18 protein-coding genes are annotated in these 19,032 nt (G+C 60.5%); 7 read left to right on the top strand and 11 right to left on the bottom strand.

Annotated elements, in window-relative coordinates:
- Positions 1–104 precede the first annotated feature (104 nt).
- Positions 105–743 (bottom strand): hypothetical protein, encoded by a 639-nt coding sequence (locus tag AC1Z24_RS31855; RefSeq protein ID WP_483746780.1) that lies wholly within the window; start codon positions 741–743, stop codon positions 105–107.
- A 158-nt stretch (positions 744–901) separates the two neighbouring features.
- Between AC1Z24_RS31855 and AC1Z24_RS31850 the strand changes: the two genes are divergently transcribed.
- Entirely contained in the window at positions 902–1,441 is a 540-nt protein-coding gene (locus AC1Z24_RS31850; RefSeq protein WP_483746779.1) for a hypothetical protein, read from the top strand.
- Between the two features lie 182 nt (positions 1,442–1,623).
- Here the strand turns inward: AC1Z24_RS31850 and AC1Z24_RS31845 are convergent, their stop codons facing one another.
- The gene (locus AC1Z24_RS31845) at positions 1,624–2,529 is read right to left on the bottom strand and encodes a glycosyltransferase family 2 protein (protein WP_483746825.1); all 906 of its coding nucleotides are present in this window, start codon (positions 2,527–2,529) and stop codon (positions 1,624–1,626) included.
- Positions 2,530–2,972: 443 nt separating this feature from the next.
- Here AC1Z24_RS31845 and AC1Z24_RS31840 point away from each other — a divergent pair, with 443 nt between their 5' ends.
- Complete coding sequence (locus AC1Z24_RS31840; protein ID WP_483746778.1) at positions 2,973–3,764, top strand: substrate-binding domain-containing protein; 792 nt, start codon at positions 2,973–2,975, stop codon at positions 3,762–3,764.
- Positions 3,765–3,940: 176 nt separating this feature from the next.
- The gene (locus AC1Z24_RS31835; RefSeq protein ID WP_259109985.1) at positions 3,941–4,231 is read left to right on the top strand and encodes a type II toxin-antitoxin system Phd/YefM family antitoxin; all 291 of its coding nucleotides are present in this window, start codon (positions 3,941–3,943) and stop codon (positions 4,229–4,231) included.
- 219 nt (positions 4,232–4,450) lie between these two features.
- Here AC1Z24_RS31835 and AC1Z24_RS31830 read toward each other — a convergent pair whose 3' ends face one another.
- Positions 4,451–5,155: a metallophosphoesterase gene (locus AC1Z24_RS31830; protein WP_483746777.1), complete on the bottom strand. Its 705-nt coding sequence runs from the start codon at positions 5,153–5,155 to the stop codon at positions 4,451–4,453.
- Positions 5,156–5,587: 432 nt separating this feature from the next.
- Between AC1Z24_RS31830 and AC1Z24_RS31825 the strand changes: the two genes are divergently transcribed.
- Together AC1Z24_RS31825 and AC1Z24_RS31820 are read left to right on the top strand one after the other, a co-directional pair.
- Positions 5,588–5,827: a type II toxin-antitoxin system RelB/DinJ family antitoxin gene (locus AC1Z24_RS31825; protein ID WP_259110189.1), complete on the top strand. Its 240-nt coding sequence runs from the start codon at positions 5,588–5,590 to the stop codon at positions 5,825–5,827.
- Positions 5,817–6,083, top strand: coding sequence for a type II toxin-antitoxin system RelE family toxin (locus tag AC1Z24_RS31820; RefSeq protein ID WP_483746776.1), 267 nt, complete (start codon positions 5,817–5,819; stop codon positions 6,081–6,083). Before AC1Z24_RS31825 ends, AC1Z24_RS31820 begins: the two co-directional genes overlap by 11 nt.
- A gap of 31 nt (positions 6,084–6,114) precedes the next feature.
- Here the strand turns inward: AC1Z24_RS31820 and AC1Z24_RS31815 are convergent, their stop codons facing one another.
- From AC1Z24_RS31815 to AC1Z24_RS31800, 4 genes are all read right to left on the bottom strand, one after another.
- Entirely contained in the window at positions 6,115–6,741 is a 627-nt protein-coding gene (locus AC1Z24_RS31815; protein WP_483746775.1) for a nucleoside/nucleotide kinase family protein, read from the bottom strand.
- A gap of 3 nt (positions 6,742–6,744) precedes the next feature.
- On the bottom strand, positions 6,745–8,007 hold the full coding sequence (gene aroA / locus AC1Z24_RS31810; protein ID WP_483746774.1) for a 3-phosphoshikimate 1-carboxyvinyltransferase: 1,263 nt from the start codon (positions 8,005–8,007) through the stop codon (positions 6,745–6,747).
- Positions 8,008–8,298: 291 nt separating this feature from the next.
- Positions 8,299–9,252, bottom strand: coding sequence for a sensor domain-containing diguanylate cyclase (locus tag AC1Z24_RS31805; RefSeq protein WP_483746773.1), 954 nt, complete (start codon positions 9,250–9,252; stop codon positions 8,299–8,301).
- A 2-nt stretch (positions 9,253–9,254) separates the two neighbouring features.
- Positions 9,255–10,253: a response regulator gene (locus AC1Z24_RS31800; RefSeq protein WP_483746772.1), complete on the bottom strand. Its 999-nt coding sequence runs from the start codon at positions 10,251–10,253 to the stop codon at positions 9,255–9,257.
- Between the two features lie 322 nt (positions 10,254–10,575).
- Between AC1Z24_RS31800 and AC1Z24_RS31795 the strand changes: the two genes are divergently transcribed.
- The gene (locus AC1Z24_RS31795; protein WP_483746771.1) at positions 10,576–11,232 is read left to right on the top strand and encodes a response regulator transcription factor; all 657 of its coding nucleotides are present in this window, start codon (positions 10,576–10,578) and stop codon (positions 11,230–11,232) included.
- Between the two features lie 122 nt (positions 11,233–11,354).
- On the opposite strand, the gene AC1Z24_RS31790 is transcribed toward AC1Z24_RS31795, so the two are convergent.
- The 3 genes from AC1Z24_RS31790 to AC1Z24_RS31780 all read right to left on the bottom strand — a co-directional run bounded on the left by AC1Z24_RS31790 (position 11,355) and on the right by AC1Z24_RS31780 (position 15,830).
- Positions 11,355–11,720, bottom strand: coding sequence for a response regulator transcription factor (locus AC1Z24_RS31790; RefSeq protein ID WP_483746770.1), 366 nt, complete (start codon positions 11,718–11,720; stop codon positions 11,355–11,357).
- 144 nt (positions 11,721–11,864) lie between these two features.
- On the bottom strand, positions 11,865–14,120 hold the full coding sequence (locus tag AC1Z24_RS31785; RefSeq protein WP_483746769.1) for a bifunctional diguanylate cyclase/phosphodiesterase: 2,256 nt from the start codon (positions 14,118–14,120) through the stop codon (positions 11,865–11,867).
- A 237-nt stretch (positions 14,121–14,357) separates the two neighbouring features.
- Positions 14,358–15,830 carry a sensor histidine kinase gene (locus tag AC1Z24_RS31780; RefSeq protein ID WP_483746768.1) on the bottom strand — a complete coding sequence of 491 codons (1,473 nt, stop codon included), beginning with the start codon at positions 15,828–15,830 and terminating at the stop codon, positions 14,358–14,360.
- Positions 15,831–16,220: 390 nt separating this feature from the next.
- Here AC1Z24_RS31780 and AC1Z24_RS31775 point away from each other — a divergent pair, with 390 nt between their 5' ends.
- Complete coding sequence (locus AC1Z24_RS31775; RefSeq protein WP_483746824.1) at positions 16,221–17,696, top strand: sensor domain-containing diguanylate cyclase; 1,476 nt, start codon at positions 16,221–16,223, stop codon at positions 17,694–17,696.
- A 128-nt stretch (positions 17,697–17,824) separates the two neighbouring features.
- On the opposite strand, the gene mltA is transcribed toward AC1Z24_RS31775, so the two are convergent.
- Positions 17,825–18,988, bottom strand: coding sequence for a murein transglycosylase A (gene mltA / locus AC1Z24_RS31770; RefSeq protein WP_483746767.1), 1,164 nt, complete (start codon positions 18,986–18,988; stop codon positions 17,825–17,827).
- Between the last annotated feature and the right edge of the window lie 44 nt (positions 18,989–19,032).

Raw genomic sequence — 19,032 nt, 5'->3', positions numbered from 1 at the left:
GCTTCCTTTCCAGCTTGTCTGGCGAGGCCCTGCGTAGCAGGCCGAGAGGGAGGGGAGGATGTCAAGCTTGAAACATCGGCTGCGCAGCCCGTTACTTGAGGCGTTTATGGCGGTTCGACAGCATCCAGATACTCGGTCACGACGATTTGATCGACCTTGCGCTGACCGGCCTCCAGAAAGCGCTCAAAGGCTTCACTTTCAAGCACTTTATCCGCCTCGCGACGCAGCTTTTTCTGCTCGGCATAAGGCGCTTTTTCGCCGTCATGATTGAGCGCATAGGCCAGCTCCAGGACCTCGATCAACTTGCCGCGAAACTTGTCCATTCCGCGCCCGCTGGCGATGCGCCGGAACGTCGCCAGAAACAGAGTTTCTCCCCTTCCGGCATGGGCCCGATCCTCGGCCGTGCGACTGACATACGCCACCGCACACAAACCCACCCCGCTGCGCTTGCGCCAGTGCACCACGGCGCGTTCGTTCAGCGACAGGACGTCCTCACTGCGCCAGGCCAGGCCGCTGTGCAGCAAGTGAATGATGGCCGCGTCCAGCGCCCGACGCGTACCGCCAAAGCGCGCATCGGTAAAGCGGGCGTGTACCAGCGGCTCTTTGTTTTTCAGGACTCGCACAATCCACACACGGCCCCTGGCTTCCCGGGTGATGCCGCGCGGAACGGTGTAGGTGACAGCATCGACAACCTTGTCGTAACACCTGAGACCGGAAATATCGGTTTCAGTGGTTGTGTTCATTGTGCCAGTGACGGGGTTTTGACCAGCTTGCAGATTAGGCCTGCAACCTCTTGATACACAAATGGTTACGCCGGACGGTAGGGGTGGCAAGTGGGCATTATCTGCGAAATATTCTTTTCAGAATAAGATGGCGCCTCTTAGAAAACCTGCGAGCGTCCATGCCCTATTTTTCGTCGCTGTCCATCGGCGCAGAAACCTACGACCTCACGCACCTAGAACCCTTCACTTTCCTCGTAAACAGCACGCTGGCCAAGCGCGAGCTACGTGTGCATGTCACATTTTCAACTCATTGTTTCAGCAAGGCTTATGATCCTGTAGGACATATTTCAGGGACACCGATCATAGATATACATACACCTCGCCCACGCTCGTTCTGTTCTATTCGATACCAGCTGTCTCATGGTCTGCCGAAACTGATAAAAAGCCTTGAACACCCCAAAGCCAGGGTCTGGGAGACAGCGGCTCAACGCAACTGGTGTTACTCGATCAGCATCAATGACCCGGCTGGCCCTTACCACGTTTTTTTTGAAGTACGTCGAGCGTCCAAGGAACGGCGTCAATGGCAGGATTTGAACTTGGTGGTCGAAAGTGCGTATCACGAAGATGACTGCCGCAGCCCAAACCTGAAAGGCTCAATAGCCTTCGTTTTACTGTGCGGCAAAATCTATTTAAATCAACCCACGGCAACGCGGCGCTGAAACGAAAAAAGGTGCCGGTCAGGGCACCTTTTTTCGTATTGGGTAAAGCAGATCCGGACACCACTTTCGACCCGCCTTGCGCGAGTACGGCCAGGCCGCTGGGAAGCGCTCAATCTCATCCGGTCAGTCGCTTCGAAATCCAATCGTACTCAGATTTTAACAACGAAGCAATCTGGCCTCCTTCACAGCCGCTTCAAAACCACCGCCACCACCAGGCCGATATTGCCCAGAACCGTCTGCCGATACACCCCGCAACGCAGCAGGTTGAACAGCCGCAGCACCAGCCCTTGGTGACGCAGGCGCTTGAAGGTCTCCAGGCGTTGGCGGTTGCTGGGGGTCAGTTGTTGTTCGAGGCGCTCGAGGCCTTCGATGTTGATGCTGTTCCAGTTCTTGAAGCGGCCCTGAAACAGCATGCGCAGGCGCACCCAGCGGGCCGTCCAGCTGGCGTTGGCGCCGACCAGATTGCCGCCATGCTGGCGATACAGTACGTAGGGCGTAGCGTCGTAACGCACCTGACCACCGACGCCGGAGACCAGCAGATAGGCCCACCAGTCATGGGACACGATCGCCTGGCAGCTGCCGCTCAAGCGCAGCAGCTGGCAGGCCGTGCGGTTGAAGACCATGGTGTTGCCACCGCCAATGCTCTGCACCAGGGCGTTGGCGAACGAGGGCGGGCGGCGGAACAGCGGCGAATAACCCAATGATTGCTCGGCCTCGCTGAACAGTTCGGTGCGCCCCAGATACAGCGCCGGCGTTCCGGCAGCAATACCCCGCAGCCAGGCCACGGCGACCTGCAGTTTGTTTTCGCGCCAGATATCGTCCTGATCGCACCAGGCATAAGCATCGGCGTCGATATCGGCGCGGCAGGTGACCGACATGAAATTATGCGCAAACCCACGACGAGGCCCGGCATATAGCCGCAATCGCTCCTGCCCCCAGGCCTGTTGGTAGCGCCTGACAATATCCAGAGTGCTGTCGCTCGAGCCGTCGTCGGACACCACCACTTGCCAGTTCGGCCAGCTCTGGCGCTGGATCGACTGCAACTGCTGCTCAAGGAAGGACCCACCATTGTAGGTGCATAACAAAATGGCAATGCGCGGCCCTGGCCAGGCAGTCCGGTCGGCGGGAAGAGGTATTGCGGGGATGGCTGCCGCCGCCGGATCGGGTCTGGCCGGGCTGGGTGAAACCGGGCGCTCTGAACTTTCATCTACACGCGAACGACCATGAATACTGCACGAGGCCCCTGGGAAATGATCATCGATCATTGGCAGGTCCTGGGCCGGGGAGTCCGATTCCCCTTTACAGGCAGTGTGGCATCGCTGCCCGTGGGCTGAGGCCACAAGCGACGAGCGGTGAAACCCCGTACCGCTGAACGGGCGGCGCAGGTTTCATGAAACTTAGCTCAGTGAAATGACTCTGCTGCCTTGCTCTGTAACGCGGCTATTGTCTGCATTTTCGATATCCGTACACCCGAGGCGACTTTGCCACATAATCGCCCCCGCGTTCCTTTCACAGTCAGGCTCTTGTTCACATGAAAAAACTGCTTCCCTTTTTGCTCGGCGCTGCAATCACCTTGGTACCTGCGGCTTTCGTCAATGCCGCTACAGCCCCGAAACCCGTCGAACTGGTCATCTTGAGCTCTGGCGGCATCATGTCCGCCTTCCAGACCCTGAGTGCCGATTACGAACAACGCACCGGCGTGCGTCTGGTGGCCCAGGCCGCGCCGTCCATGGGCGCCACGCCCCAGGCCATCCCCAACCGCCTGGCGCGCAAGGAGCCGGCCGATGTGGTGCTGATGGTCAGCAGCGCTCTGGACCGGCTGATCAAGGACGGCCTGGTCGACCCGAAAAGCCGCGTCGAACTGGGCAAGTCCTATATCGCCATGGCCATCCGCCACGGTGATCCGAAACCCGATATCAGCACCATGGAAGCCTTCAAGCAGACCCTGCTCGACGCCAAGAGCATCGCCTATTCCGACAGTGCCAGCGGCGTTTACCTGTCCCGAGTGCTGTTCAACCAGATGCACATCGGCGACCGCCTCAAGGACAAGAGCAAGATGATTCCGGCCACGCCCGTGGGTGAAGTCGTCGCCCGTGGCGAAGCACAGATCGGCTTCCAGCAGCTAAGCGAACTCAAGCCGGTGGAAGGCATCGACATCGTCGGCCTGATCCCCGATCAAGCCCAACAGATGACCCTTTACACCGGCGGCATCGTCAGCCGCACCACCCACCCCGAACAGGCCCGCCAACTGCTGGATTTCCTGGCGTCGCAAGAAGCGGCGAAGGCGATCAAGGCCAGTGGGTTGGATCCGATTGCAAAATAAGGCGCAAGGGGCTTTAGCTGATTAGCCGATGGCCACCTTGTAGAAACAGGCTGGCCAGAACGCTGACTTTTCGATATATCGGAATCGGTCTATAGCACGCATCATAATGCGTGTTTTAACGCGCATCTAAATACGTAGAATTTGTGTGCTATAGCATCCCGAGCTGGAGAAAAAACATGTCAGCGCTTCTGGACCGAGCTGATCAAGCCGTATCAGTCACTACGATGGTAAGAACCTTTAGCGCTCGCCTGAAGGAAGTTTCCAGTCGAGCAACAGAGCGCCTGGTTATCTTCAAAGACAACGAGCCAGCGGCTGTCATCATCAATGTGGACGCCTATCAAGAGCTATTGGATGAGCTTGATGATTTGCGCGTAGACGCTGTCGCTCGTGAACGGCTCAGTACTTTTGATAAAACCAAAGCCATCTCCCTGAGTGACATGCAAGCGCGATACGCGTCTAAGGAATAAGGATGGCTTGGGTTGTTACGTTCCATCCAGACGTTCAAGACGATTTTGACTACCTCGGCAACGCGACCGCTTCACGAATCCTGAAGGTTATTGCCGAACGGATTGAAAATGGAGAGCCGGACAAACTGGGAACCCCTCTTCGGGGCAGCGTGGCGGGATGCAGGCGTATCAGGGTTGGAGCACCCGGATCGTCTACAGGGTCGATCAATCTTATGATTTTCAGACGGCGTCCAACGCAAAGGTCAGGGTCGCCAGATCCAGCAGCGTGAACCGCCCACGCCCATCAGAACGCCAGCCACCCGTATCGATATGAAAGACATTGCCCAGCACATCCGGATTGGGTAGATGAGTGTGACCGACCACCATGGCGCGCAGATCGGGAATACCGCTGGCATCCTGACTGCGCTGACGCTCGCGGGACCACTGGCACACCTCTTCAGCCCGCTCCAGCCCCGGCAGATGGCCCAACAAGGTGTCGCGCAACAGCGCCCAACTGGGCAGCGGGCAATTGGCATGAACCAGGCCTACAGGGCCTTCAGCGGTCTCGACCTGCAGGGCAATCGGCATCTGCGCAAAGCGCTCGGCATACAGGCGCTGGGCCTGAGGCGTCAGGTCGAGAAACCAGGCGCCGCCACTGGCCATATACAGGCGGTAATCGGCGATCCGCCCCTGCACATGCTGAATGGCCAGCGCCTCGTGATTACCCTGTACGGCAAAGAACCACGGCTGCGCCAACCACTCCAGGCACTGCGCACTCTGCGGCCCGCGATCCACCAGATCACCGACGCTGAACAGCCGGTCCACTGCCGCATCAAACCCCACCGCCGTCAGCGCTGTCTGCAAGCGGCTGAAATGCCCGTGAATGTCCCCCACGGCAAAGTCCCGGCCCTGCGGGTTGGCGCAAATCTGTTGGAAACGGCTCATGGTTGGGGGTTCATCGGTTTGAATGGATGCGCAATGGACTGTGGAATGGGGGATAGGTTGCGCAGGGGGATGGCCCTTGGTCGGGCTGGGCAGCGCTGGCTGGGTATTGTGGGAATTCATTCGCGAAGGGGTGCAGTAGCCGGTACGTAGCATCGTCGGATAGTCATCAAATAGGCAACTACCCTTTAGCCAATTTGGATACTCACCGTGGACATGTACCTATGTCGACCCTGCCCCTGAATCTGTACACATATAGTTACCTCTCAGCGCTTTTTTAAAGAGATATCCTGCCCTTCTTCCTGGCTCACCCTGGCCAGTCCAAAAACACCTGCACTGAAGGCACAACAAGATCGCATTCCTATGGCCTGTTCTATTGCGAAATCCCAAAAATCTTGCCATCGTAACGACGTTTGTCATTACAGGTATTTTTCCATGGCCTCGATCAACATCCGCATCGACGACGACCTGAAAGCTCGCGCTTATCGCGAACTGGATCGACTCGGCGTAACCCCTTCCGAACTGATGCGCCAGGCCCTGCAATACGTGGCTGATAGTGGTCAGTTGCCCTTTCGGCCCGTACTGATGACGCCAGAAGACGAAGCGCTGGTGGCGACAGTTCGCGAACGCCTGGCTCATCCGCAACGGGTAAAGGTTTCGTTGGATGACCTATAGCCTTGAATTCGATGCCAGAGCGCTAAAGGAGTGGCACAAACTAGGGGATACAGTCCGGCAGCAACTCAAGAAGAAACTGTCCGAGATTTTGCTTAACCCGCGTATTGAGGCCAATCGCCTGCATTCATTGCCAGACTGCTACAAGCTGAAGCTGCGCAGCAGCGGCTATCGCCTTGTATATCAGGTCATCGACCATGAAGTCGGCAAGCGCGAAGGCGAAGAGGCTTATCGCAAAGCGACTGAAAGGTTGAAGTAATCCGCCGGCATCGTAAACAGAACGGAATCTTCTAACGCCACTCAACCACCCAATCCGCCCTGTCCCGATCCCCTTCGATCAACCGCGCATTCGGCTCATCGGTCGAGTCAATCCACGCCCTCGCCGCCTCTTCACTGCGCCCGAACTGCTGATGCCGCTCCATCAAGCGTGAGTGACGCTCTTCGACACTTACTGACACAAACCAGCACTCATCAAAAATCGGCGCGATCGAGGCCCACGGCCCGTGTGAGAGCAGCAGGTAATTGCCTTCGCTGATGACCAGCCGGGTCTGGGGCAGGATGGTGATGGCGCCGGCAATGGACTCTTCGATTTCGCGCTGAAACAGCGGCGCATAGATCGTTTCGTCCTGTTGCTGTTGCTTCAGACGTGCCAACAACGCGCGGTAGCCGCCGACATCGAAGGTGTCCGGGGCGCCCTTGCGCGCAGCCCGGCCCAGGCGGGCCAGTTCGCGGTTGGCCAGGTGGAAGCCGTCCATGGGCACCACCACCGCCTGCTCGCCAAGAGCATCGGCGAGCAGCTGGGCCAGGGTGGATTTGCCCGACCCGGGCGTGCCGACGATACCCAGCAGGCGCCGCCCGCCGCGATCAATCAGGGCCTGGGCGCGAGCGAGCAGTTCGGGAGGCAGTGCCGGGCTCATGGTTTAGTCCTTACGCTGAGTCTGTACGCCCAGGGAGCCCAGGGCGTCCCAGTAGCCGGGGTAGGTCTTGCCGACGCAGTCCGGATCCTGAATGCGGATCCCGGCGATCTTCAGGCCGGCCAGGGCGAAGCACATGGCGATGCGATGGTCGGCGTGGGTGTCGATCAGGGCATCGACGGTCTGCCCGGCCAGGGCCGGATTGGCGTGGACCAACAGGTCGTCGCCCTGCTCTTCGGCCAGGCCCGCAGCGATGGCACACAGGCCGTGGGACAGCGCCGAGACGCGATCACACTCTTTAACCCGCAGGTTGGCCAGGCCGATGAAGCGTACCGGCTGGTTATTGAAGGCGGCGAGCACGGCCAGGGTCGGCACGGCGTCCTGCATCTGCGAGCCGTCGATCACGGCCGGCATGTTCGGGAAACGCTCGATCAGCAGGCGCGCTTCGGCGTCGGGCTGGGTGAAGTCTTCGGCGGCGACGCCAAGGTCGATGGCGCCACCGGTCAGGGCCTGGGCCGCCCACAGGTAGGTGGCGGCCGAAGCGTCCGGTTCGATATGAAAGTCCGTGGCCTGATACCCGGTCGGGGCAACGCGCCAGGTGCCGTTGTCCAGAGCCTGGACTTGCGCACCGAAGGCCTGCATGGCGGCCAGCGTCAGGTCGACATAGCCACGGGCGCCGATTTCGCTGCCGGTCAGGGCCACGTCGATCGGGCCCTTGGCGCAGGCAGCGGCCATCAGCAGGGCCGAGACGTACTGGCTGGACAGGCCGCCATCGATCTCGATACGCCCGCCAGCCAGGCCACCCAGGCCCTTGACGGTCACCGGTGGGCAGCCGCTCGGCGCGCTGACGTCCACGCCCATGCGTTGCAGGGCATCGACCAGCGGGCCGATCGGGCGCTTGCGCATGTATTCGTCGCCATCGACGACGAACTCGCCTTCGAAGTTGGCCAGGGCGGCGGTGAGGAAACGTGTGGCGGTACCGGCGTTACCAAGGAACAGCGCCTGTTGCGGGGCCTGCCAGTGGCCGCTGCTGGTGACCACGAAAGTGCTGTCGTCCGGCTCGTCGACCTGCACGCCCATCAGACGCAGGGCTTCGGACATGACCCGGGTGTCATCGCTCTTGAGCGCGCCGCTCAGGCGGCTGGTGCCCTTGGCCAGACCGGCCAGCAACAAGGCGCGGTTGGTGATGGATTTCGAGCCAGGCGGGCTGACACGTCCGACCAGAGGCTGGTCGACAGGGGTAACGGTAAGGGTAGAAGTGGGTCGCATGATGTCCCTGAAGGTCAGCGCAAAATCGCGATCCTAGCAGACATGACTCAACGTGCCGACACATCGCAGAAGGCGAAATGCCCGGCTTGCGAAGTCGGGCGACCTCGCAGGTATCCAATCAAGTGTTCTCCCAGTGCCTCTTCGCACTCCATGCTAGGACCTGGCTCCTGACACTGGGTGAACGACCACATACTAGCTGCTTGCCGCCATTGTGGATTTAGGACATCGCCGATTGAGCACTGCATCATGAAAAAAAGCTGAATCGTGCTCAAGATCGGGCGTTCCCCGCCATTATTCGTGGACTGTGACCTGATTGCGGCCGTTTTTCTTCGAGCTATACAGGGCCTGATCCGCCCATTCGATCAAGGTTTTGTACTCGGCGGTCGGTTGCGACAGATCCGCCACCCCCAGACTGATGGTGCAACGGATCACTTGGCCCTCGTGACTCATCTCCTGAGCCTCGATGGCCTGGCGCAAACGCTCGGCAAAAATCTTCCCGCCGGCCTTGTCGGTATCGGGCAACAGCACGACGAATTCTTCACCGCCGTAGCGGCCGGCGATATCGGCGGTGCGCGCAAGTTGGCGAGTCACCTCAGCCACGCGCTGGATGACTTTGTCGCCCATCTGGTGGCCGTAGGTATCGTTGACCCGCTTGAAGTGGTCGATGTCGAACATCACCAGGGTGGCCTGGGAGTCATAGCGGCAATGCCGGGCGTATTCGTTCTTCAGCACCTCTTCCCAGTGGCCGCGGTTGAACAGGCCGGTCAGGCGGTCGGTGCTGGACAGCTCCAGCAGGGCGTTGTTGGCCGCCTGCAACTGATGGCGGTTGGTGGCCACGTCAGTGACGTCGTAGATCACCAGACAGATATGGCTGATTTCGCTGGTGGTCGAGCGCAGCGGGAACAGCGTGGTGTTCTGGTACATGAAATCTTCCTGGCCGGTGATCGGCTGGTAGTTCTTGAACCGTACCAGGTAAGGGCGTTGCTCCCAGATAGTGAAGGCCGGCGTACCCAGGGTGACGACGCTTTCGATTTTCTTGCTGAACCAGCGCTCGTTGACCTCCGGGAACAGTTTGAAAAACGACTGGTTGGCCGCTTTGTCAGGCAACACGCCGGTGCGGTTCTCCATGAAGGTGTTCCACAGCTGCACCCGGTAATCGCGATCGAGCACCACCAGCCCCACGTCGATGTTCTGGGTAATGGTCAGCATCCAGTGCAGTTCTTTGAGATCGATGTTGTTGTTCATGGTCAGCTCATCAGATAAGCAAGTTTATGCGAGAGCAGCTCGACCGAGTCTTCGGTGAACAACATCAGCAGGTCGAAATGAACGTTATGGCCCTCCAGGCTGTAGCTGATCTCCACGGCAAGGGTTTTTTTCCAGCGCTGTTGGTTGATACGAATCAGCTCACCGATACCGTTGAGCTTACCCAGCACCTGGGGGTGGCCCTGGGAGAATTCGACGTCGATCTGCTCGGCAATTCCGCTCAGGCAGGCGCCGATCAGCACGGCTGAGAGGTCCAGAAGCATTTCCATATCGGTGTAGTCGGCCGAGTCGCGCTGCATCAGCTTGGCCATGTCGGAGATTTCCGAGTCATGGAACAGCAGCAGCGCTTCACCGGCGATGCAGTCGCCGATATAGCCCTGGCACACGGCAGTCAGGCGATCACGGCTCTGGGCGTCGACCAGGGCCATGTGCAGCTCGCCCACCTCGAGCATGTTGACGTTGGGCACCGGCAACTGCACGAACACCCCCAGCACCCGGGCCAGCAGCGCGGCGGCGCGACCCATGGCAACGTTGACGATCTCGCGCAGGGCATCGTGCAGGCTGATATTCGATACCGCAGCAGTGGGGATCACCGCAGGCGTAGTGCCCGGTACGCCGAGCAGGCCCAGGTTACTCAAGGTTTGCTTGAGTTCTTCCGGATCAGCCGGTTTTTTCAGGAACGCCAGCGCGCCCAGCTCCATGCAGCGGCGTACGGCTTCTTCCTGGATGTCGCCGGAGACGACGATGATCTGTGCCTCAAGGTTTTCGGCGCGCACGGCCGCCAATGCCTGATAGCCATCCATGACCGGCATGGTCAAGTCCAGCAGCACCACTTTCCCCAGGCCCTGACGGATCGCATCAACGCCTTCCTGGCCGTTGGTGGCCATCGTGACCGAAACATCCCAGTCGCTGGGTAAAGCCCGGAGCAACTGCTTGCGCGCCATGTTGGAGTCGTCGCAAATCAGCAGGGGAATCATCGGCATTACTTTGTTTCTCACTGCGAAAAAGTTTCAGCCAGAGTCTCGGAAAGCCTGCACAGTAATACCTGTCCGGGCGCCCTTGAGGAATAAAGATGTAGATGGCGTAAAAGAACAGGTTGAGTCGAATATGCACTCTTCGCGCTTACCCCTTGATCTCTATGCAATATCTATGCTCAACGCCCGGTAACGAAATGGCCGATTGCCATTGCGCGCAAAACGATGATAACCAAGGGCACAACCGTACCAAAAATTCATCCCCCGACATTTGTTCCAGGGCACCTTGAGACTAGACTCATGCCCTCGCCAGCGCCCCGTGGAAACCCGAATGAACGACGACCATCCACTGAACCAGAGAGCCGTGGCCGCCAGCAATGATCCTTTGGTCTTCATCATTGATGACGACACTGCCCTGCTTGAGGCTTTGGGCAGCCTGTTGCGCTCCATCGGGTTGCGCGTGGCCACCTTCGCCTCGGTCGCCCAGTTCACCCAATACCCGCGCCCCGACGTGCCCAGTTGCCTGGTCCTGGACGTGCGCCTGCAGGGCACCAGCGGTCTGGATTTCCAGAATGAACTGGCCAGGGCCCGGATCGAACTGCCCATCGTGTTCATGACCGGCCACGGCGATATCGCCATGACCGTGCGGGCGATGAAGGCTGGCGCCGTGGACTTTCTGGCCAAGCCGTTTCGCGAACAGGACCTGCTCGATGCCGTGACCAGCGCCCTGGACAAGGACCGTCAGGGTCGCCAAGCGCACAAGGCCAACCGCCAGATGCGCGAGCGCTACGCCAGCCTGACCCCGCGTGAACAGGAAATCATGGCCCTGGCGGCCTCGGGTCTGATGAACAAGCAGATTGCCGGGAAAATCGGCCTGAGCGAGATCACGGTGAAGATCCACCGCGGCCACGCCATGAAGAAAATGAACGCCCGCTCCTTCGCCGAACTGGTGCGCATGGCCCAGACACTGGAGATCAAGACGTCATAGGCGATGCTCATGCTGATGTGGGACCGGCTTTAGCCGGGAATAGGCCGGCACATCCGATATATTTCCTTGATCAGAAATAGCGCCTTCCCGGCTAAAGCCGGTCCCACCGGGAAAGCACAGACTCAGGCCAGCGCCGACTCAAGGCAATCAATCAACGCCTGAGCGCTAAAGGGCTTGGCCAGGAAGCCTACCGCGCTGCCGGTCATGGCCCGGCGGCGGATACTGTCTTCGGGGAAGGCGGTGATAAACAGCGTCGGGATCGCCAGGCCTCGGGCCGTCAGTTGCTCGTGCAACTGCAGGCCGCTCATGCCGGGCATCTGCACGTCGGTGATCAGACAATCAACCTGATGCAGGCAATCGGAGTCGAGGAATGCCATGGCCGAGGCAAACAGACACGCCCGCCACCCCAGTGAACGAATCAGGCTGTCAATGCCCGTGCGCACTGCCGTGTCATCGTCGACAACCGCTATCACCGCAAGCTTGGACAAACCCTTTACCTTCAATTCGAATGAACCACCCTGCACCGACACGGCGCAGAGGTGCACGTTAACCAGTGCACGCCCACGGCGGAATCATACCCACGTATAACGCGCGGGCCAGACTGACCGGAGGCGTATTTTCTGACCACTTGATCAGGCCGGCAGCGCTTCCTGGTGCGCCAGCATGTAGCGGTGGAAGTCCGCCACGGCCAAAGGCTTGGCGTAGTGATAGCCCTGAGCCTCGTCACAGCCATGGTCGATCAGGGCGGCGACTATGCCCGCGTGTTCGATGCCCTCGGCGATCACCGTCATGTCCAGGCTGTGGCCCAGCCCGATCACCGCACGAACAATGGCGGCATCCTTGGGATCGTCGAGCATGCCGCGCACGAAGGACTGGTCGATCTTGAGCTTGTCGACCTCAAAGCGCTTGAGGTAGGCCATGCTCGAATAACCGGTACCGAAGTCATCGATGGACATCTTCACGCCCAGCGCCTTGAGATCGCGAATCATGGTCATGACCCGCTCGGAATTCTCGATCAGGATCGACTCGGTCAACTCCAGTTCCAGTAGCGACGGCTTGAGCCCGGTGTCCTGCAAGGCCTGGCGGACCTGCTCGACCAGACCGTCCTGACGAAACTGCACGGCCGAGCAGTTCATCGCCACCGTCAGCTCACCGAAACCGGCGCGCTGCCAGGCCACCGCCTGTTTGCAGACTTCATGCAGCAGCCAGTGGCTCATGGGCAGGATCAGACCACTGGACTCGGCCACCGGAATGAACTCCGACGGTGGGATCGCGCCCTTTTCCGGGTGCCACCAGCGCATCAATGCCTCGGCGCCGATGACCCGGCCGGTCAGCAAATCGATCTGGGGCTGATAGTGAATGCTCAGCTCGGCCTGCTCGTGGGCGTTGCGCAGTTGGGTCTGGATCTGCAGCAACCACAGCCCGCGCTCGCCCATGGCGGTCTCGTAGAAGGCCCAGGTGTTGCGACCGTTGCTCTTGGCCTGATACAGCGCCGTGTCGGCGGCCTTGAGCAAGGAGCCGAAGTCATTGCCGTGCTCGGGATACAACGCCACGCCGATGGAGGCGCTGACGGCCAGGCGATAGTCCTGGATCTGGAACGGCTCGCGCACCGCCTGCAGAACATGGTCGATCACCTCGACCAGGTACTCGCGGTTGTCGTCATTGATCAGAATCAGAAACTCATCGCCGCCCAGCCGGGCCACCGTGTCTATCCGGGGCTGCAGGGCCAGCAGGCGCCCAGCCAGGCCTTCGAGGATCAGGTCACCGGAGACATGGCCGAGGGAGTCATTGATGGTCTTGAAGTTATCGACGTCGAAATACAACAGCGCCAGACGTTGCTGCCCGGCGCTGCACGCGCTGATGCAATGGTTGACCCGCTCGCGCAGGAAACGCCGGTTGGGCAGCCCGGTCAGGGCGTCGTGAAAGGCGCTGTCACGCAGCTCATCGACCACCTGCTGACGACGCAGGCGAATACGCTGCAAACGCTGGCTCAAACCGAAAATCGCCAGCGACAGCACGCTGAACATCAATACAGCGGCGATCACCGTGTATTTCCAGCTCGCCAGATAATCCTCGGACGCCAGACCCGTGACGATCACCAGGGGAAACTGACCGACGCGCTTGAAGCCATACAGGCGCTTGATGCCATCGATGCGCGACGGCATGACGACTTTGCCCTGCTGCTCGCCCTTGATAATCATCTGATCGATCTTGTCGGCGGTGTACTGACGATAAGGGTTGTCGGCCTTGGGCACGCGCAGTACCAGATCAGGCCGGTCAGCGCGGCGCACGGTAATCACGCCATGACGCCCGACATCGATCTGGTCGAACAGCTCCAGCATGGTCTTGAGCGGACGGCTGAACGCCACCCAACCGATATGCCGACGTTGATTGTCGAACACCGGGACCGCCATGTGCAGCACGTCGCGACCCTTGTCGTTGCCCATGACCATCGGCGTCAGGCTGCCCTGATCATCTGGCTGCGGCGTCAACGTGGCCCAGAAATGCAGCTCGTCGGTCGACGGCTCGGCGCTTTTTTCATCGGTGCGCAGCAACAGGCGGCCATCGCTGGCCAACACGTCGAAGTCGCCCATCTCGCCAAAGCGGCTGCCCAGCGCCTTGAGCTTGCGCTGCCCCGTCGCACTGCCGGCCGGCAAACTGAACAGGCCGTCATCGATACGCAGAGCAATACCTTGCAGGCTGGCCTGGAAGCCTTGCAGCGTGGCATTCAGGCGCGCTTCGAAGATCAGGTTGAGATTGCCGATATCCGCTTCGGCCTGACGCTGCACCTGGCGATAATCCAGGTACAACAGACCGCCCAGCGCACCGGCCATAGCGGCTGCCAACAACAGCCAGAGGCCGATCCTGCGTCGACTTGCGCTGAGCATGCGGGGTATCTCCCTGAATAAATGACGGTTCTGGCAAAGGATGCGACCTTAGCATTCAACCATGGACGTGCCGATCAGCTATGGGGTTGGCGGACCTATACCTGGGTATATGAGCAGTCTGTTTCTTGTGACCCGGCTTTTTTGTGGGACCGGCTTTAGCCGGGAAGGCACCTTGCCGATCAAACAAATGCGGCGGATGTACCGGCCCCTTCCCGGCTAAAGCCGGTCCCACATTAGTTAGCCGTTCGTTTCCCCTGGCAACGCAAAACTCAACACCGCGCCCTGCCCCGGCTCGCTGTCAGCCCAGATCCGGCCGCCGTGGGATTCGATGATCGAGCGGCAGATCGACAGGCCCATGCCCATGCCGTTGGCCTTGGTGGTGAAGAATGGATCAAACAGGCTGCCCATGTTCTGCGCATCAATACCGGGGCCGCTGTCGCGAATCTGCAGCACGACGCCTTCGCCCTCGGTATGACGCAGATGCACGAACACATCACGGCGACCGTCCGGGGAAGCCGCCATGGCCTGCACGGCGTTCATGATCAGGTTGATGATCACCTGTTGCAGCTGGATGCGATCGCCGCGCACCGCAGGCAGCGGCTCGTCAATCTGCACGCTCAGGGTCACGCGCTGGCGCTGGATCTCGCGCTGGACCAAAGCGATGGACTCCTCGATCACTTCCGGCAGATCGAGGCTGACGTTCTGCGGGTCGGTCTTGCGTGACAGCGCGCGGATACGCCGGATCACCTCGCTGGCACGGTGCGCCTGGCTCTTGGCCCGCTCGATGGCCGCGCGCACTTCGCCGATGTCCGGCACCTCACGGTTGAGCCAGCGCAGCCCGGCCTCGGCATTGGTGATGACCGCGGCCAGGGGTTGATTGACCTCATGGGCAATGGACGCCGCCAGCTCACCCAGCGTCGTGACCCGGGTGATATGGGCCAGGTCGCTCTGGGACCGATGCAGGGCCTCTTCAGCGTTCTTGGCCGTGGTGACGTCCATCAGCGCTCCGACATACTCGCGATGACCGGCACCGTCCTCGACCTCCCGGGCCAGCATGCGCACATGCTTGGTACGGCCATCGGGCATCCGCAGACGAAACTCGGCGGCCAGGTTCACGGTGCCGGCATCGGCCTGGTCGATGATCGAGCGCAACAGCGTGCGATCCTGCGGGTGGGTCCGCTCAAGCATGGCGTGCACCGAAGGTTGCTGTCCGGCGTCGAACTCGAAAATCCGCCGCGCCTCATCCGACCAATACATGGCTGTGCCGGGCAATTCGAGGCCCAGACTGCCGGTCTGGCTCAGGCGCTGGGCCCCGGCCAGAAACGCCTCACTGCGATGCAGCAGACGCACTTGTTCCTGCAACTGGTCCTTGCCGGCCTTGTTCTTCAGCGCCAGGTACCCGGCAATGGCAATGGCCGCCAGACTCACCAGGCAACGACCGAACGCCGGGCCCCAGAACTCGTCGCCATGGGCGATCACATAGGCGCTCAGGGTCAGGGCCACACTGGCATAGGCCACGATCAGCACGCCCCGACGCGAGAACAGGTCCACGGCAATCAAAATCACCACGATGTACAACACCGCGATGGCCACGTCGAGGGAGCTGAGGCTGTCGATCAGGAAGATGATCAGGGTGATCAAGAACGCGCCAAGCCGCATGAGCCAGGGGGCCAGGAGGGGGCAGAGTCGGGAGGTGGTGGAAGAGATCATAGAGCGGACCGTCCTTGATTTATATCTAGATAGATAGCTATATATCTATCTAGTTGCGCGACTCCCGTAGGAGCGAGCTGGCAGCGCTAAAGCATTTCAAATTCTGAATTGTTTTACCAATCCACCCAGCTCATTCAAGCTGCGCACCGTCCTGGGCATCGTCAGTGACCGAAAAGTGACTCAGGGCGCTTCGCACGAAATGTATTTCGTGGCGTCCACTATAGTTATGCCGAGTTGCCCAGGCCACGCATTCAGATTCCCTGACCACTGTCGATAACCCCAGATGATTCCTTGCAGCGCAAAGAGACTTTTACCCCTCCACAGGATGCCTTGCCTTTGCCTGAGTTTTTAGCCGCGACCCAGAAGAGCGTCACCGGAAGGCTCAAGCGCATGCCCGTGGTGAAGGTCTCGATCGCATTTATCATTGTGGTTTGTGCGTCGATCATCGGTCTGTCGATCTATCAACTGCTCCAGGCCCGCGATCACGAACTCGATCATGCGCGCATGGACAGCACCAACCTGGCCAAGGCCATGGCCCAACAGGCCGCCGATGCGTTCGATGAGGCCAATATCGTGCTCAGCGGCACCATCGAGCTGTTCCACGCCAACCGCCGCAGCGAGCACAACAACTCCAACGTCCAGGCCTTCACCGAGCAGCAGGTACGCGCAGTCAATCAGTTGCACGGGGTGTTCATCTACGGCAAGGACGGCGAATGGTTGCTGTCTTCCTTCGGCCAGATTGCGCCGGGGGCCAATAACGCCGACCGCGAGTATTTTCAGTTTCACGCCACTCACACATCGCTGGTCCCGCGTATCGGCACGGCGATCCACAGCCGCACCACGGGCGAATGGATCATCCCGCTTTCACGGCGCATCAACGATGACAACGGCCAGTTCCTCGGCGTGGCCCTGGCGACTATCAAGATGTCGTACTTCGACAAGTACTTCGCCAGTTTCGGCATTGGCGACGACGGCGTGATCTTTCTGGCCAGGGCCGACGGGACGATCCTGGCGCGGCGCCCGTTCGCCGAAGAAAACATCGGCGCCAGCCTGGCCAAGGGGCAGCTCTTCTCCAACTACCTGCCTTACGCCAGCTCCGGGGTGGCCATGGTGCCGTCGATTCTGGATGGGATCATGCGTCTGTATGGCTATCGCACCGTAGAGAATTACAACGTGGTCGTCGCTGCAGGGATTTCCCGACGCACCATCCTCGCCGAATGGCAGGACTCGGCGCGCAACACCTACGGCATCATCTTCGCCCTGTTGGTGGTCAACACCCTGTTCGGCTTCATGCTGGTGATACAGCTGCGCTACGGCGTACGCATCGAGGCCGATCTGCGCGACACCCAGAGCGTGCTCGAGGAGCTGGCCCTCAAGGACAGCCTGACGGGCCTGGCCAACCGACGCCTGTTCGAGAAGAACCTGGAGTTGGAGTTTCTGCGTGGTCAGCGTGGCGCGGCGCCCTTGAGCCTGCTCATGCTCGATATCGATTTCTTCAAGAGCTACAACGACCGCTACGGCCATGTCGCCGGCGACGCCTGCATCGTCGCGGTGGCCAACGTGGTCAAGCAAAGCCTGCGGCGCCCGGGCGACCTGGGCGTGCGCTATGGCGGCGAGGAAATCGCCATCCTGCTGCCGGATACCGACAGCGACGGCGCGTTGAACATGGCCGAAGTCATCCGCCTGGCCATCTACAACGAACACCTGCCCCACGCCGATAACCCGGAACAGGTGGTCACCGTGAGCATGGGTTGCCATACCGAAGTGCCGGGCATGGACGTCAGCGTCAAAGGCTTCGTCGAAAACGCCGACTCGGCGCTGTACCTGGCCAAGCGTACGGGGCGCAATCGGAGTATGGCCCTATAGTTGGCCTACACATGTGGGACCGGCTTTAGCCGGGAAGGCGTCCTTGCCGATCACACAAATGCGGCGGATGTACCGGCCTCTTCCCGGCTAAAGCCGGTCCCACAGAAAAAGCATTTCACATGTACAACCTACGGCTGCGGCAACGCCGCCTTCTGCGGCCACAGCAGCCAGATTGCGCCTTTCTGTTTCATGTTTCCGGCCAGATCCCCGGCGGCATCGCCGGTGCCCCAGAACAAGTCGGCGCGCACTTCACCGGCAATGGCTCCGCCCGTGTCCTGAGCGGCTACCGGGCGCACCAGCGGGTTGCCGTCCGGGCGGGTGGTCGACAGCCACAGCAGGCTGCCCAACGGAATCACCTTGCGATCAATCGCCACGCTGTAACCGGCGGTCAGCGGTACATTGAGCGAACCGCGCGGGCCTTCGTTGCTGTCCGGGTTGCGGGCGAAGAACACATAACTGGGGTTGCTCGCCAGCAACTCGCCGATGCGCTGCGGGTGGGCCTTGGCCCAGCTGGAGATAGCGCCCATGGTCACGTCTTCTTTCTTCAACTCGCCCTGCTCCACCAGCCAGCGGCCGATGGCTTTATACGGGTGGCCGTTCTGGTCGGCGTAACCGATGCGCAGTTGCTTGCCGTCGTTCAGACGAATCCGTCCCGAGCCCTGGATCTGCAGAAATTGCAGATCCATCTGACTGGTCAGCCAGGCAATCACCGGCGCCTTGACGCCCTGGGCGTTGATCACCGCCGCGTCGTCATACGGTTTGAGCACCCGGCCTTCGAGACGTCCGCGCAGGCGCTTGCCCTTGAGTTCCGGGTAGATGCTTTCCAGATTGACGATGATCAGGTCATCCGGCACGCCGTAGACAGGCACTGTTGCTACGTCGCTGCGGGTCAGGCTGCCGGGGTAGACCGGCTCGTAATACCCGGTGATCAGCCCCTCGGCACTGCCCCCCGCCGCGCGCAGGCTGTAGACCTGCAAGCGCGCCTGCAAGAAACTGCGAATGTCCGCCGCCGTCGGCACCACCGGCAGGTTCAGCGCCGCGGCGCAGGTCTCGGCCCACACCGCGTCGGTCTTGAGCCGGGTCGCACAGGCGCTGCGCCAGGACGCAAAACCGGCCTGCAGGTCGGCATCGGCCACAGGTGGCAAGGCATCCCAGCCCGCTTTCACGTAAGTGGTGTGCGGTTCGACCGCAGGGGCCTGGGCAGGCGCCGGGGTTTTCTCCGGCTTGTCGCAGGCGGTGAGCAGCAAGGCCATGGGCAGCGCCCAGACCAGGGCTTTGAAAGAGGGGGGCATAGAGGAAAGCATGGGGAGTTACCTGAAGCTATAAGGCGAGCGAT

The sequence above is a fragment of the Pseudomonas sp. JL23 genome (genome assembly GCF_056933585.1).
The sequence above is the reverse complement of the archived record's forward strand: the minus strand, read 5'-3'. Positions and strand labels throughout refer to the sequence as shown.

Excerpts from the sequence above, each read along its gene's own strand:
- AC1Z24_RS31855 (WP_483746780.1), bottom strand. The coding sequence starts at position 743 with ATGAACACAACCACTGAAACCGATATTTCCGGTCTCAGGTGTTACGAC.
- AC1Z24_RS31850 (WP_483746779.1), top strand. The coding sequence starts at position 902 with ATGCCCTATTTTTCGTCGCTGTCCATCGGCGCAGAAACCTACGACCTC.
- AC1Z24_RS31840 (WP_483746778.1), top strand. The coding sequence starts at position 2,973 with ATGAAAAAACTGCTTCCCTTTTTGCTCGGCGCTGCAATCACCTTGGTA.
- AC1Z24_RS31835 (WP_259109985.1), top strand. The coding sequence starts at position 3,941 with ATGTCAGCGCTTCTGGACCGAGCTGATCAAGCCGTATCAGTCACTACG.
- AC1Z24_RS31830 (WP_483746777.1), bottom strand. The coding sequence starts at position 5,155 with ATGAGCCGTTTCCAACAGATTTGCGCCAACCCGCAGGGCCGGGACTTT.
- AC1Z24_RS31825 (WP_259110189.1), top strand. The coding sequence starts at position 5,588 with ATGGCCTCGATCAACATCCGCATCGACGACGACCTGAAAGCTCGCGCT.
- AC1Z24_RS31820 (WP_483746776.1), top strand. The coding sequence starts at position 5,817 with ATGACCTATAGCCTTGAATTCGATGCCAGAGCGCTAAAGGAGTGGCAC.
- AC1Z24_RS31815 (WP_483746775.1), bottom strand. The coding sequence starts at position 6,741 with ATGAGCCCGGCACTGCCTCCCGAACTGCTCGCTCGCGCCCAGGCCCTG.
- aroA (WP_483746774.1), bottom strand. The coding sequence starts at position 8,007 with ATGCGACCCACTTCTACCCTTACCGTTACCCCTGTCGACCAGCCTCTG.
- AC1Z24_RS31805 (WP_483746773.1), bottom strand. The coding sequence starts at position 9,252 with ATGAACAACAACATCGATCTCAAAGAACTGCACTGGATGCTGACCATT.
- AC1Z24_RS31800 (WP_483746772.1), bottom strand. The coding sequence starts at position 10,253 with ATGCCGATGATTCCCCTGCTGATTTGCGACGACTCCAACATGGCGCGC.
- AC1Z24_RS31795 (WP_483746771.1), top strand. The coding sequence starts at position 10,576 with ATGAACGACGACCATCCACTGAACCAGAGAGCCGTGGCCGCCAGCAAT.
- AC1Z24_RS31785 (WP_483746769.1), bottom strand. The coding sequence starts at position 14,120 with ATGCTCAGCGCAAGTCGACGCAGGATCGGCCTCTGGCTGTTGTTGGCA.
- AC1Z24_RS31780 (WP_483746768.1), bottom strand. The coding sequence starts at position 15,830 with ATGATCTCTTCCACCACCTCCCGACTCTGCCCCCTCCTGGCCCCCTGG.
- AC1Z24_RS31775 (WP_483746824.1), top strand. The coding sequence starts at position 16,221 with ATGCCCGTGGTGAAGGTCTCGATCGCATTTATCATTGTGGTTTGTGCG.
- mltA (WP_483746767.1), bottom strand. The coding sequence starts at position 18,988 with ATGCCCCCCTCTTTCAAAGCCCTGGTCTGGGCGCTGCCCATGGCCTTG.